Here is a 14,870-nt window from a genome sequence, read left to right as displayed (position 1 = left end):
AATGCAAATTCCTAGCAAGTTAAAACCTTATTATGAAAATATAGCTTTTGAGCAAGAAGACTCAAAAATGATTATCAATTTAGGCCCTCAACACCCTTCAGCACATGGAAATTTACGTCTTATTTTAGAACTTGATGGAGAGCAAGTTGTAAAAGCGCGTCCTTGTATAGGTTATATGCATCGTGGTATGGAAAAAATGGCTGAAAATATGATTTATCAAGAATTTATTCCTACTACTGATAGAATGGACTATATCGCTGCTTCAGCAAATAATTATGCTTATTGTGCGGCGGTCGAAAAACTTTGTGGTTTAGAAATTCCACGTCGTGCAGCAGTCATACGCATGATACTTTTAGAATTAAACCGTATCGCATCACATTTGCTTTGGCTTGCCACTCATGCACTTGATATTGGTGCGATGAGTGTGTTTTTATACTGCTTTAGAGAACGAGAATATGTTTTGGATTTGATAGAAAAGTATTGCGGTGCAAGACTTACGCATTCTTCTATGAGAATAGGCGGGGTTATGCTTGATTTACCTGAGAATTATTTAGAAGAAATGCTTGCATTTTGCGATAAATTTCCAAATGATTTAAAAGATTATGAAGATCTTTTAGATGATAATAGAATTTGGCGTTTAAGAACTGAAAATGTAGGTGTGGTTACTAAAGAACAAGCCTTAAATTGGGGTTGTACGGGTGTGATGTTAAGGGGAAGCGGTATAAAATACGATATACGCAAAGAAGAGCCTTATTTGCTTTATAATGAAGTTGAATTTGGTGTGCCTTATGCTACACAAGGGGATTCTTATGCAAGATATAAAGTTTATATGCAAGAATTTCGTGAAAGTTTGAAAATCCTTAGACAATGTGCCACGCTTTATAAAGATACTCCGCCTGAAATTTTAGCTACGCATCCTGAGTATGTAAGTGCTTCAAAGGAACAAATTTTAACGCAGAATTATTCTTTAATGCAGCATTTTGTTTTAATCACTCAAGGCTTAAAACCCCCTAAAGGCGAAGTTTATGTGCCTACTGAAAGTCCAAAAGGTGAGCTTGGCTTTTTTATCCATAGTGATGGCACAGGAAGACCTTATCGTTTAAAGGCTAGAACACCTAGTTATTGGCATTGTGCGTTTTTTGAAGAAATGCTTGTAGGTACTTATTTAGCTGATGTTGTAGCCATTATGGGTAATGTAAATATAGTTTTAGGTGAGATAGATCGATGAGAAGAGTAGATTTAAGAAAAAGCAAAGAACTTTTTGAAGATTTAGCGCAAATCATAAAAGAAGCAAAACAAGGCGAGGTTTTAGTGGTGCTTTTTGAAATCGGCGATTTTTCTCCTGTTGAAAAAAGTTTTTCTTTTATAAAAGAACAAGGCTGTGAGCTTTTAAATTCTTTGAAATTTAATCAAGTAGATTGGACTATTGTTATAAAAAAGGAGAGAGTATGATTTATGATAATGCTCTTTGTTTTTTAGATATGCTAAGCCTTAAAAACAAAAATTTATGTGAAAAAATAGGTGTAAATAGCATTAATATTTCTTGTTTGGAAGATAAAAATTTAAAAGCTAAATTTTATAAATGTGAAATTGCAAGTTTGAGTTTTGTTTTGGCTTTGCTTTGTAAATTAAGCGATGAAGGACAATTTAGCGATTTAGATGAGGGATATTTAAGTGCTGAATCTTGTTTTGGAGAGGAAGAAGCAGGTGAAGTGCTTGCTTTTTTAAAAGAGGCTAAGTATTTAATTATAGATAAAAATATCCATTCTTACAAAGATAGCGAAAATATCAAATATTTTTTGAATTTCTTAAGCGTAAAATATGAATTAAAGATTTTAGATAGCGATGAAGAAGAATGCGATTTTAAAAAGGCCAAATTAAACACCCTAAAAGAACTAGATAATTATGACGGTTTAGTGCTTTTTAGAGTAAATTTACAAGATAAAAATTTACATTGTTCAAAGCAATTTTTACAAATTGCAAAATGCAAAGATCAAAGTGAAGTTGAAATTTTGGCTAAAGATTTTAGTCTTAAAGCCAAGCTTTGTTTAGATGAAAATTTACAAGGCACCATAGCTTTTTTAAATTATGAAAACAATGGTTTTGATTTTATTCCAATTCGCATAAAGGAAGCAAAATGACAGTTAAGATTAATGGTATAGATTGCGCCTTTGAAGAAGGCGAATATATTTTAAATATAGCAAGAAGAAATGATATTTTTATTCCAGCGATTTGCTATCTTTCAGGCTGTAGTCCTACTTTGGCTTGTCGTATGTGTATGGTTGAAGCTGATGGTAAAAAGGTATATTCTTGTAATACTAAAGCAAAAGAGGGTATGGTTGTAGAAAGTGATTTACAAAATCTTTGGGATGAAAGAAATGAGATCATGCAAGCTTATTGTATCAATCATCCTTTAGAATGTGGAGTTTGCGATAAATCAGGCGAGTGTGAATTGCAAAATTTCACTCATAAAAGCCGTGTAAATGTTCAAAAGCATTGGATTAAAGACACACATAAACCACATAAACATTGGGGAATGATTAATTACGATCCCGCACTTTGCATAGTATGTGAGCGTTGCATTACAGTTTGTAAGGATAAAATCGGAGAAAGTGCTTTAAAGACTGTTCCTCGTGGCGGAGATAGTGTGGATAATAGCTTTAAAGAGAGCATGGGAAAAGATGCTTATGCGATTTGGACTAAATTTCAAAAAAGTTTGATAGGCCCTGCAAATGGTGATACGCTTGATTGTTCATTTTGTGGAGAATGTACAAGTGTGTGTCCAACAGGAGCTTTGATAGGTTCGAAATTTCAATACACTTCAAATATTTGGGAACTTAAAAAAATCCCTGCTTCAAATCCGCATTCAAGCGATTGTGAGTTGATGTATTATGATATTAAGCAAAGCGGCATTAGTAATCAAAAAGAAAAAATTTATCGTGTGAGTAATGATTTTGCCTTTGCGAGTTTAAATAAGGCTGCAAGATTTGCTTTTGATACGCAAAATGAGGCGGATAAAGATGAAAAAGCCTTTGAAGAACTTGTGAAACTTTTTGAGAAAAATGAAATTAAAAACATTAAATTTAATAGTTTTATTACCAATGAAGAAGCTTTGATTTTACAAAATTTAAAAAAGAAATTTAATCTTTCTTTGATCAATGAAGAAGCTTTGAAATTTAAAGAATTTTTACAAGAATTTATCGCTAATTCTGGCGAGTTTTATAGTGCTAATACTCAAGATATAACAAAAAGTGATTTTTTGGTTGTGGCTGGAACGCTTTTAAGATATGATGCTCCAACGCTTAGCTATAAAATCAATAATGCCTTAGTGATGAATAAAGGCTCAGGGCTTTATTTTCATCCTATGGAAGATGTGGGTATAGCAAAATATTCCAAAAATTTTATCTCACACATTCATAAAAGTGGCGATGAAGAGCAAATTTTATATTTTTTACTTCAAAAATTTAGTCAAGATGAAGGTATTAAAACTCATTTAGCAGAGTTTTTTGTTAGTGAAAATAAAGAAATAGAAGAAAGTATCAACGAAGAAGTTGTAGAACAAGTTATAGAAAAAGATGAAGAAGGCAATGAAATCCAAAAAGAAGTAAAAAAAGTCATACCTAAAAAAGTGAAAAAAATCATAGAAGTGCAACGTTCTGTTTTTGCTAAAAATTTAGGTATAGATGAAGATAAATTAGAAGATTTATTGCTTAAAAAAGCAAATTTTACTCTTGTTATAGGGAGTGATTTTTATTTTCATAAAAATGCGAAAAAACTTGCTAAATTACTTGCTTTGATTCAAAATACTACTCCTTTTAAAGTCTTTTTAAATCCTACGCATACTAATACCTTAGGTGTGGCTATGATTTGTGATTTGGATAAAAATACACAAGAAGGCAAGACTTTAGGCTACAATGAAAAAGGTGATTTTAGTTTTTCTTATGAAGAGCATGCAAATTTAGCTAGTGCGAGTTTAAATCAGCAAGAAGGAACTTTTTTAAATTATGATAAAAGAGTGGTGCCAACTAACGCTGCTTTAGAATTTAAGGGATATTTTTTAAATGATTTGGCTAATGCTTTAGGTTTTGATGAGGAATATACTATAAATTATACTAAGAGACTCCCTATAAATAAAGGTTTTTCTCCGATTGATTTTGATCATTTAGATAATTTTTATACCAATGCAGGTGATTGTAAAAGGGGATATGAGCTTAATTTAGAATGTTTTAAACAAGTTGCTAAAAAAGAATTCATCTCTCCAAATTTTGAAAATTTAAACCCAAAAGAAGATGAAATTTTGCTTTATAGTGCTAATCCTAGCTATCAATTTGGTAGATTTTCAAATCGTGCTAGTGCGATTAATGAGGTGATTTTTTTAGGTGTAAGTGAAAATTTAGCTAAAGAGAAAAATTTAAAAGATAAAGATCTTGTAAAACTTAAAATAAAAGATAAAGAATTAAGCCTTAGCGTGCGTGTGGATAAGGATATAAAAAATGGAGCTTTCTTGCCGTATTTCGATGAAAAACTTGATACGCTAAGCTTTTTTGATGAAAGATTTGTTGTGGCGAATTTAGAAAAATTAGGAGCAAACCATGAGTGATTTTGCTTTTTTTGCTTTAGAGGCTTTAATTAAATGTATTATTATCATTGCAATATTTGCGAGTTTAGCAGGTCTTGCAACTTATGCTGAAAGAAAGGTTTTAGCTTATTTTCAAAGACGTATAGGGCCTGATATGGTAGGGCCTTTTGGGCTTATTCAACTTGTAGCTGATATGATAAAACTTTTTACTAAAGAAGATATAATCCCTTCAAATTCGCAAAAATTTATTTTTGCTATAGCACCTTTAATTTCTGCTATTTGTGCTTTTGTTTCTTTAGCAGCTATTCCTATGCTACCTGAATTTACTTTATTTGGAAGGGTGATTCAGCCTATAGTGGCAGATATTAATGTAGCTTTGCTTTTTGTCATTGGTACTTCAGGACTTTGCTTTTATGCGGTGTTTTTGGGTGGACTTGCAAGTAATAATAAATGGTCGATTTTAGGGGCTGCAAGAGGGCTTGTAGCAATTATTTCCTATGAAAGCGTAGGAGCTTTAGCTTTGATTGCTATTGTAATGCTTGTAGGTTCTTTTTCTTTGGTGGATATTAACAATTATCAAAGCGATGGATTTTTTTCTTGGCTTATTTTTAAACAGCCCTTGGCTTTTGTGCTTTTTATAATTGCTTTATTTATAGAGACTAATAGAACTCCGCTTTGTTTGACGGAAAATGATGCTGAAATTGTAGCGGGTTATGGAACGGAGTATTCGGGTTTAAGATGGGGTATGTTTTTCATAGGTGAATATGCTTCTATGATAGCTGGAGCTATTTTGGTAACTCTTTTGTTTTTAGGGGGTTTTAATAGCTTTTGGATTATTCCTGGTTGGATTATGATGATAGTAAAATCAAGTTTTATTTTCTTTTGGTATTTTTGGGCAAGAGCTGCTTTTCCGCAATTGCGTCCAGATCAAGTGATGAAAATGTGCTATTTAATCTTAATCCCTTTAGCGGTTTTAAACCTTTTAATCACTGCTTTGGCAGTTCTTTTATAGGAGTTTGATATGAAAAATTATTATTTAGTAGATGAGAAAAGAAAAACTCCTGTTAGTACTTGGGAAAAAATTTCACAAGCTTTGCGTAGAAGCGTTAAACTAGAGCTTTTTGTAGGACTTTTTGTGATGATGAGAGAATTACTTAAGAGAAATAATAGCGCTACGATTAAATATCCTTTTGAAAAGGTAAAGCTTGATAATCGTTACCGTGCTGTTCATCGTTTGATGCGTTTTATAGAAAGCGAAAATGAAAGATGTATAGGTTGTGGGCTTTGCGAAAAAATTTGCATTAGTAATTGTATCAGAATGGAAACTTCTTTAGATGAAAATGGGCGTAAAAAAGTAGGAAATTATAGTATTAATTTAGGGCGTTGTATTTATTGTGGTTTTTGTGCTGAGGTTTGTCCTGAACTTGCTATAGTACATGGCACAGAGTATGAAAATGCGGCCGAGCAAAGGTCTTATTTTGGTTACAAGCAAGATTTTTTAACTCCTATTGATAAGCTTAAAAATCAAGTTGAATTTGAAGGAGCAGGAAGCCTTAGAAAAGATGCTGATTTACTGGTGGTAAAAACACCAAATTATTACGATGTGATGATTGAAAGAGCCTTAGAAAATCAAAATACACAAGAGCAAGGAGAAAATAAATGATAGAAAATTTGGCTTTTGTATTTTTTAGTGTAGTGGTTTTAGGCTTTTTTGGCATTGCGGTTTTAAGTAAAAATATGCTTTATTCTCTTTCGGCTTTAGCGGGCGGAATGGTGTTTTTATCGGGATTTTATTTTTTACTTGATGCAGAGTTTTTAGGTGTGATACAAATTATTGTTTATAGTGGAGCTGTGCTTGGACTTTATAGTTTTGCGATGATGTTTTTTGATGCTTCTAAAGAATTTAAAGAACAACTTAAAGCTAAAAAAAGTTTTTTTACTTTGGTGGTTTTAAGTGCAATTTTACTTTTGGCCATGCTTATAGGTTTTAAATACCAAAATATCAGCACGGATTTACCTTTAAATGATCCTGCTTTGTTTGATTTCAATAAACAACTGGCTTTAGCGATTTTTTCAAAATATCTTTTAGCTTTTGAGTTTATAGCTATTTTGCTTTTGATCGCTTTAGTTTGTGCTATCACTCTTACTCATAAAGAGCTTACAAAGGAAAAACAATGATAGAAAAGTATTTTTTCGTTGCTATTTTAATGTTTGTCATAGGGCTTGTAGGGATTTTAAAAAGACAAAATCTCATTATGCTTTTTATTTCGAGTGAAATTTTATTAAATAGTGCTAATTTAGCCTTAGTAGCAGCTTCTAAAATGCACAATGATTTAAATGGACAGGTTTTTGCGCTTTTTATCATGGGTGTAGCCGCTTGTGAAGTAGCTGTTGGCGTAGCTTTGTGTGTGCTTTGGTATAGAAGAAAAGGCACTTTGGAATTAAAAAGCTTAAAAGAAGTGGAGGCTTAGTATGCAAAATTTAGCTTTGATTTCTCTTTTTAGTCCTTTTGTAGCTTTTTTGTTTGCAAGCTGTTTTGCTTTGAGTGAGAAAAAACAATTTGTAGGGATAATTTGTTCACTTTTAGTAGCTTTAAGTGCTTTTTGTTCTTTGTATTTGCTTTTTTGCAATGAAGCTTTTAATGTGAGTTTGTTTGAATGGTTTGCTGGAGTAAATTTTGGCTTTGATATAGATGCCATTTCGCTTACTATGATGAGTGTTGTAGGTATTGTAGCTACTTGTGTGCATTTTTATAGTATTTTTTATATGGCTCATGATGAAGGTTTTAATAAATTTTTTGCTTATTTGGGGCTTTTTGTCTTTTCTATGCTTTTTTTAGTCATGAGTGATAATTTTTTAGGACTTTTTGTAGGTTGGGAAGGTGTTGGGCTTTGCTCTTGGTTGCTCATAGGTTTTTGGTATAAAAATGATACTTATTCTTTTGCGGCTAATGAAGCTTTTATTATGAATCGTATTGCGGATTTGGGTATGCTTTTGGGAATTTTTTGGCTTTATTTACAAGCAGGAACTTTAAAATATGATGAAGTTTTTTCCATGGCACAAAGCCTAGATCACAACGCTTTGATCTTAATCGCAACTTGTTTATTTATAGGGGCTATGGGAAAATCTGCACAATTTCCTTTTCACACTTGGCTTGCTGATGCTATGGCAGGGCCAACTCCTGTTTCTGCATTAATCCATGCAGCAACCATGGTAACAGCGGGGGTTTATTTGGTAATTCGTGCGAGCACGCTTTATGATTTAGTTCCTGAGGTTTCTTATATTATTGCCTTACTTGGAGCTTTTGTAGCGATTTTTGCAGCCTCTATGGCTTTGGTGGCTAGGGATTTAAAACGCATTATTGCTTATTCTACCTTATCGCAACTTGGATATATGTTTGTGGCTGCAGGACTTGGGGCTTATGGTATAGCTTTATTTCACTTAGCTACACATGCTTTTTTTAAATCTTTACTTTTTTTAGGTGCTGGAAATGTAATGCATGCTATGAATGATAAATTAGACATTAAAAAAATGGGTGGACTTTTTAAACCTTTAAAATTTACAGCTATTTTGATGTGTATAGGATCTTTAGCTTTAGCAGGAATTTATCCTTTTGCAGGATTTTTCTCTAAAGATTTGATTTTAGGATATTCTTTTATTTCTTTTCACCATGGTATTTTTTTAGTGCTCTTAATCGCAGCTTTTTTAACAGCATTTTATAGCTTTAGACTTTTAATGTTGGTATTTTTTACCCCTGTAAGACACAATGAACATCCACATGAAGCAAGCAAAATCGCACTTTTGGCTATGAGTCCTTTGATGGTTTTAGCTATTATTGCAGGATTTTTTGAACATAGTTTTTTTGAATATTTAAGCACAAAATTAGTTTTTATTGATGCACAAAATCAAATTGTAATGATTTGTGCGAGTGTGGCAGCTATTTTGGGTGTAATTTTGGCTATTTTTGCTTATAAAAATTCTTGGTTTAAAGAAAGTATTGAAGAAAATAAAATTCACAAACTTTTAAGTAATGATTATTTTATTCCTCAATTCTATCATCAATTTATCGTTTCAAAATATGAAAGTTTATGTGCGATTTTAAAGCATTGTGATCTTTATATTTTTGATAGAATAGTTGAAAAAATTGCTTTGTATTCTCAAAATATTTCACAAAAAATGATTATGCCAAATAGCTTAAACTTAATGCTTAGATTTTTGGTGGCAGCTTTTGTGATTTTGTTGATTTTGGTATGGATGGTGTAAAATGCTAAATTATTTGATATTTTTTCCTTTAATTTCTGCTTTTGTGGTTTTGCTTTTAAATCGTGGGGGTGTTAAGGTTTTTAGCGTTGTTGTAAGTTTTATGATTTTGGCTTTAAATTTGGATATTTTTGCGGATTTTTTACAAGGGGTAAGCTTTGATTATAATCTCTCTTTTAAAATTTTGAAATTTTTTAGCTTTCACGTAGGAGTAGACAGTATCGCACTTATATTGATGCTTTTAAGTTCTTTGATGATATTTTTAAGCTTTTTATTTTTAAAGCTGGAACAAAAAGCACTTGTATCTTGTATATTCTTTTTAGAATTTGCTATTATGGGACTTTTTAGTGCAAAAGATGGTTTGTTATTTTATGTTTTTTGGGAATTTTCTCTTTTGCCTTTGCTTTATATTATGGGAGTTTATGGTAAAGATTTTAGAGCAGGGGTGAAATTTTTTATCTATGCTTTTGCGGGTTCAATTTTAATGCTTGTGGCATTGATTTATCAAGCTTATTTAAATTATCAACTTTTAAACATCTTCACTTTTGACTTAGAAATTTGGAAAAATAATGCCTCGGCGGTAAATTTTATAGAGCAACTTTTACTTTTTGGAGCATTTTTTATCGCTTTTGCTATCAAAGCTCCTTTATTTCCACTTCATACTTGGGCACCTAAGGTTTATGCAAATTCGCCTGTTCTTGTTTCTGTAATGCTTGTAGTTTTTAAAATGGCTCCTTTTGGATTTTTGCTTTTTTGTTTACCGCTTTTTCCAGATGCGAGTGTGTATTTTATGCCTTTAATTGTAGCTTTATGTATAGTGAGTATTGTTTATAATGCTTTAATTGCTTATAGGGCAGAAAATATTAAAGAATTGATCGCTTATAGTTCTATTTCACATCTTGGTGTGATGATTTTGGGAATTTTTTCTTTAAATGCTTTGGGTATTAGCGGTGCGGTTTTTTATATGTTTGCACATGGTATTGTAACGGGAGCTTTATTTTTAATGGTTGAACTTTTATATCAAAGATATCATACTTATGATATTTCTTTTTATCATTCTTTGGCTAAAAAAGCACCTTTATTTTCAATTTTCTTTATGTTAATTTTACTCGCAAGCGTTTCTTTGCCTTTAACTGTTTCTTTTGTGGGAGAGTTTTTAATTCTTTTAGGTATAGCAAAGATTAATTTGCTTTATGCTTTGTTGGCAGGTTTGGTGATTATTTTAGGAGCGATTTATATGTTCGCAGTATTTAGAAAAATATTTTTCATACAAAAACAAAGCTTTATAGAGAGTTTTTCTTTACGTTTTAGAGAAATAGTAGCTCTTGTGTGTATTGTAGTAATGATTTTTGGACTAGGGCTTATGCCAAATATACTTTTAAAGCCGATACAAAAAGATGTGGATAATCTTATAAAAACAATGAATATTAGAGCTGTTGAGCAAAATACTTTAGATTTTTTATCCAAAATAGGAGAGGCAAATGTTAAATAATTTTTTAAATTTAGAACTTTTAAATATAAGCTTATCTTATCCATTTTTATTTTTAATTATAACTGCAATAGTTCTTTTGCTTTGCTCTGGTTTTTGGAAATTTCATCGATCGTTTTATATCGGTATAAGTTCTTTATCTTTAATTGTAAGTGTTTTTTTGATTTTAAATAATGCAAATGCTCAAGGTTTAGAAGCAAAAGCTTTTTTGGCCACTTTAAATAATGATATTGTTTCATTTTATGCTTCTTTGGTGATTTTGTGTTTTTCATTTTTATATCTTTTTATGCAAAAAGAAGAAAATCAAGGTGAATTTTATGCTTTATTTTTATTTATGATTGCATCTTTGCTGTTGATGGTTTCAAGCTCAAATTTAGTACTTATTTTTATAGGACTTGAAAGTTCTTCTTTGGCACTTTATACTTTAATAGCAATGCGTGGAAGTGATAATGCTATTTCAAGTGCGATAAAATACTTTAGTGTAGCGGCTGTAGGAGCTGGGTTTTTTGTTATGGCTGTAGCTTTTATTTATTTAAAAACAGGAACTTTAGATTTATCTGCTAATTTAGCGTTAAAAAATGAGTTTCAAAAAGATCCCATGCTTTTGGGTGCTGGAGTGATGATTTTTGTTCTTTGTGCAATCAAGCTTTCTTTGGCGCCTTTTCATTTTTGGCTTAAAGATGTGTATTATGCAGCACATACAAATTTGGTTGCTTTTATTTCAGTTGTGCCAAAAGTTGCCATGTTGGTTGTGGTTATTCGTTTGTTTGATTTTTTAAATAATACAGGTTTTGAATATATCATAATAGTTCTAGCGATTTTTTCTATGTTTATAGGCGCTTTTGCGGCTCTAAGTCAAAACAATATCAAAAAAATGTTCGCTTATAGTTCTGTAGTACATTCTTCTTTGGTTTTGGTAGCTTGCATTCCTTTATTAAAAGAACAAAATTTTGATGGAATTTTGCTTGCTATTTTTGGATATTGGACTTTATTTGCTTTTGCAAATTATGCTGTATTTATGATTTTAAGCAATTATGAGAATAATTCTTATGAGAGTTTAAATGGGCTTTTGGTTAAAAAACCTTTAATTGCTTTTTGTTTGAGCATTAGTGTGCTTTCTTTAGCAGGTATCCCGCCTTTTGGAGTATTTTGGGGTAAATTTATGATTTTAAATACAGCAATTTTAAATGGATATTGGTATTTGGCGCTTTTTGTGGCTTTATCTTCTGTTATTATGCTTTATGCGTATTTAAAAATTTTAATTCATGCTTTATTTATGAGAAATGATAGGGTTCATAGTATTAAGTTTAGTTTTATACAAAATTTTATTTTAGCTTTTTGTGTTTGTGTAAGCACTTTTGCTATATTGTTAATGTTATAAGAGTTTTGCTATAATTATTTTATGAGAATATTATTTTTAATTTTATTAAGTTTTTTAAATGCTTTTGCTTTTGAGCTTGTTTTAAACACGGGTCGTGAAAATAATCAAGCTTTTGCAGTTTTACATGCGAGTAATGATTTAGAATTTACATGTCAAAAATTTATTACCGAAGCAAAAGTTCATTTTGAATGTGATATTGCAGGTATGGTTGATAATAAATTAAAAGATCAGAGTTTTTCTGCTTTTGATTTAAAATTTATACAAGAAGCTCAAAAAATTAAAATGATCATTTTGCCAAAAATACAAGCAAGAATGTTTGACACTTCTCAAAATATTTATATAGATAAAGAACTTAGTTCATCAAGTTCGTATAAAAGCAAAGCTTTTACTTTTATTTTTACACCAGAACTAGCACGCGTTAAAGACTATGATGGACTTGATTTTAATATCAATTTTCCACATGAGAGCTTGCCTTATGTTGGAGCTTTGGATTTAAATTCTGATCCTGTTGTCATCCCTCAAAGTGCAGATATCAATACTTATTTACGCATTAAAAAAGAATATGATAAGGCTAATTACAATCAAGTGGTGATTGATGCACAAAATGCTATCAATAGATATCGTGGCAGTATTTTTACTAGTGAATTTATACTATATAAATTAAGAGCTCAAAATAAACTTTACACCCAAGATCCAAGTATGCGTGATCAACAAATTTTAGAAAAGATGATTGATGATGCTAAAAATTGGACGCGTACTTTTACAAGTGATAAAAATTTTTCAGAAGTTTTACATATAATGTTAAGAACTTATATCGCTTTAGCTCAGCGTGCTGATGTAGAGTATACAATGTCGATTTTGGATAATGAACAACCCAATAATTATTTTACTCAGTTATCTAGGCTTGATTATGCAGACTATATTTATAATTTAAATGAAAAAGAAAAAGCTGTAAATATTTATGAAAATACTTATTTTAATACAAAAAATTTAGATTTAGCTGCAAGAGCAGCTATGAGTTTGGCAAAGAATTTGCTTTCAAATGAGCAGGTAAATAAAGCTATAGAATATATTAATACCATTTTAAAAGCCAATCCTGAATATTTTGGAAAAGATATTCCAAGATCTTTAGAGCTTGCTAAATTATTTAATCAAAAAGGACAATTTGATATAAGTGCAAGTATTTATGAAGATGCCTTTGCTAAAATGTCAAAACTTGATCCGAGTTATGAAGAAACTTTAAAAGACTTAGCCTTGGTTTTATCGCATACTAACAGACCTAGTGATGCTAAAAAATACCTTGATTTATATATGGATGATTATTTAGATGGTAAGTATTTAGATGAAATTAAAAAAGCAAGTGACGAGGTATTTTTTGCTTTAGGCGATAATAATGCAAGTTTTTTGCATCAACGTTATACAGATTTAATGAAGCAATATGCAAATAAAGATGAGAATATTGCAAATAAAGCTTTAGATGAAGATGTTGCACTTTATTATAAAGAGGGAAATTTTAGTGCGATTTTAGCTTATAAAGATCTTATAGAAAGTAAAAAAATTCCAAATGCCACTCAATTTTTAGAGAAAGCAGCCATTAATGATTTAAAAAATGCGATAAAAGCTGATAATTGTATCAATGCTGCAAATATTTTTATGCGTTTTAGTGCTTATGATATAGGTCAGAAAATTGAGAATAAAAAACAAATGTTAGCTTGTCTTATTAGAACTTCTAATGTTGAACAAGCGCTTGATTATATAGATAAAAATTATAATGAAGATTCTATATTTTATGGTCTTCAAAAAGCATCTATTCTTTTTGACAATAAACAATATCCTCAGGTTATCAAAATTTCTAAAGATATAGCTAATTCTAGAATTTTAAAAAGCGACGATGAGAATTTTAAGGCTTATTATTTACAATTTTTATCTTTATTGCGCTTAAATGACTACAATCAAGCCATTAAAATTTTGCAAATTTTAGAAAGTTTTCCAATGAATTTTAGTATAGTAGAAGCCTATGATGCTTTACTTTCTTATGCTAATGATCATAATATGCAAACAACCATTTTAACTTACGCACCTAAGGCTATTGACTATCAAAATTTTAAAGGTATAAATCTTTTTAGTCCTAATTTAGAATTTATGTATCTTGATACTTTGGCTAAAATCAATAAAAATGAAGAAAGTTTAGCTGTTTTAACAGATTTGCTTAAATTAAAACTTTCAGATGAAGATAGAGCAAGAGCTTTATATATCCAAGCTTTAACTTATGAAAGAATGCAAAATATACAAGCTGAAAAAGAAAGTTTAAAACAATGTCTTGAAATCAAAGGTGTTTCAAATTGGCAGAATTTATGCAAGAGTAAAAATCAAATTTTAAATCAATAAGTAAATTTAGAGATAACTAGCTTTTTAGCTAGTTATCTAAGGTTAAAACCTCTTCTTCTTAACATCTTCTAAGATATTATTAGCTATATCACTTACTGTGCTAGAAATAATAGCTGATTCATTAGCAATCTCAACATTATCTTTAGTAGTTTGATCAATTTGTGCTACGCTATCATTGATTTGAGTAATACCTGCAGTTTGTTCTTTAATGCTTTCTGCCATATCATTGATGGATTGAACAAGTAAATTAGTATTAGCTTCTATTTCAGATAAAGACTTTTGAGTTCTTTCAGCTAACTTTCTAACTTCATCAGCCACAACCGCAAAGCCTCTACCATGTTCTCCAGCACGTGCAGCTTCAATAGCAGCATTTAAAGCTAAAAGATTGATTTGATCTGCAATATCACCTATAATACCTGTAACATTTTTAATCTCTTCAGATTGAGTGATAACATCACTAGTCTTAACTGAAACATTTTGCATAGAAGAAGTGATCTCTTCTAAAGCTGCAGCAGTTTCTTCTAAAGATTGAGCTTGAGAATTTGAAGAAGTGGTTAAGCTTTGAACAGCAGTTTGTAGTTTTGAACTTTCATTAGCTAAAGCATTAGCAAAGTCTGAACTTTGTTTTAGCATTTTAACTATTTCATCACCTAAAGCATTAGTAGTTAATTCAACACTTCCTGAAGCATTAGAGATTTTATTTCTAAAATCTAAGCTTTTATATTCTTCAAATATTTTATGAATAGCATTCATATCAGAACCTACTCTAGCTT

The 14,870-nt window shown here is 30.7% G+C and carries 13 protein-coding genes; 12 read left to right on the top strand and 1 reads right to left on the bottom strand.

The annotated features are described in order from the left end of the window. The first annotated feature begins 1 nt into the window (after position 1). Genes nuoD through ELQ05_RS02115 form a run of 12 tightly spaced genes read left to right on the top strand, consistent with a single transcriptional unit; the run spans position 2 to position 14,097 of the window. Complete coding sequence (nuoD, locus tag ELQ05_RS02170; RefSeq protein WP_002862216.1) at positions 2-1,228, top strand: NADH dehydrogenase (quinone) subunit D; 1,227 nt, start codon at positions 2-4, stop codon at positions 1,226-1,228. Continuing rightward, positions 1,225-1,452 carry an NADH-ubiquinone oxidoreductase subunit E family protein gene (locus ELQ05_RS02165; RefSeq protein ID WP_052834354.1) on the top strand — a complete coding sequence of 76 codons (228 nt, stop codon included), beginning with the start codon at positions 1,225-1,227 and terminating at the stop codon, positions 1,450-1,452. The genes nuoD and ELQ05_RS02165 overlap by 4 nt, the downstream gene beginning before the upstream one ends. Continuing rightward, a complete protein-coding gene (locus ELQ05_RS02160; protein ID WP_057042639.1) occupies positions 1,449-2,141 on the top strand; it encodes a hypothetical protein in 693 nt (230 codons plus the stop codon). The genes ELQ05_RS02165 and ELQ05_RS02160 overlap by 4 nt, the downstream gene beginning before the upstream one ends. Then, entirely contained in the window at positions 2,138-4,600 is a 2,463-nt protein-coding gene (locus ELQ05_RS02155) for an NADH-quinone oxidoreductase subunit G (RefSeq protein WP_070300787.1), read from the top strand. Before ELQ05_RS02160 ends, ELQ05_RS02155 begins: the two co-directional genes overlap by 4 nt. Continuing rightward, entirely contained in the window at positions 4,593-5,591 is a 999-nt protein-coding gene (nuoH, locus tag ELQ05_RS02150) for an NADH-quinone oxidoreductase subunit NuoH (protein ID WP_002866861.1), read from the top strand. The genes ELQ05_RS02155 and nuoH overlap by 8 nt, the downstream gene beginning before the upstream one ends. A gap of 9 nt (positions 5,592-5,600) precedes the next feature. Next, positions 5,601-6,242 carry an NADH-quinone oxidoreductase subunit NuoI gene (gene nuoI / locus ELQ05_RS02145; protein WP_002873772.1) on the top strand — a complete coding sequence of 214 codons (642 nt, stop codon included), beginning with the start codon at positions 5,601-5,603 and terminating at the stop codon, positions 6,240-6,242. Next, the gene (locus tag ELQ05_RS02140; RefSeq protein WP_002856161.1) at positions 6,239-6,757 is read left to right on the top strand and encodes an NADH-quinone oxidoreductase subunit J; all 519 of its coding nucleotides are present in this window, start codon (positions 6,239-6,241) and stop codon (positions 6,755-6,757) included. The genes nuoI and ELQ05_RS02140 overlap by 4 nt, the downstream gene beginning before the upstream one ends. Continuing rightward, a complete protein-coding gene (gene nuoK / locus ELQ05_RS02135; protein WP_002851490.1) occupies positions 6,754-7,050 on the top strand; it encodes an NADH-quinone oxidoreductase subunit NuoK in 297 nt (98 codons plus the stop codon). The genes ELQ05_RS02140 and nuoK overlap by 4 nt, the downstream gene beginning before the upstream one ends. Position 7,051: 1 nt before the next feature. Further along, positions 7,052-8,842 carry an NADH-quinone oxidoreductase subunit L gene (gene nuoL, locus ELQ05_RS02130; protein WP_057034799.1) on the top strand — a complete coding sequence of 597 codons (1,791 nt, stop codon included), beginning with the start codon at positions 7,052-7,054 and terminating at the stop codon, positions 8,840-8,842. 1 nt (position 8,843) lies between these two features. Beyond that, on the top strand, positions 8,844-10,331 hold the full coding sequence (locus tag ELQ05_RS02125; protein ID WP_057034800.1) for an NADH-quinone oxidoreductase subunit M: 1,488 nt from the start codon (positions 8,844-8,846) through the stop codon (positions 10,329-10,331). Beyond that, complete coding sequence (locus ELQ05_RS02120) at positions 10,321-11,709, top strand: NADH-quinone oxidoreductase subunit N (RefSeq protein WP_070316543.1); 1,389 nt, start codon at positions 10,321-10,323, stop codon at positions 11,707-11,709. Before ELQ05_RS02125 ends, ELQ05_RS02120 begins: the two co-directional genes overlap by 11 nt. A gap of 21 nt (positions 11,710-11,730) precedes the next feature. Further along, positions 11,731-14,097, top strand: coding sequence for a flagellar protein (locus ELQ05_RS02115; protein WP_134224642.1), 2,367 nt, complete (start codon positions 11,731-11,733; stop codon positions 14,095-14,097). Between the two features lie 42 nt (positions 14,098-14,139). On the opposite strand, the gene ELQ05_RS02110 is transcribed toward ELQ05_RS02115, so the two are convergent. Beyond that, positions 14,140-14,870 (bottom strand): methyl-accepting chemotaxis protein (locus ELQ05_RS02110; protein WP_243832728.1); only part of this gene is annotated, 731 nt, incomplete at its 5' end.

This window comes from Campylobacter sp. US53 (assembly GCF_004378995.1).
Taxonomy (GTDB): Bacteria; Campylobacterota; Campylobacteria; order Campylobacterales; family Campylobacteraceae; genus Campylobacter_D; species Campylobacter_D jejuni.
This window is presented reverse-complemented; position numbering and strand designations above follow the sequence as displayed.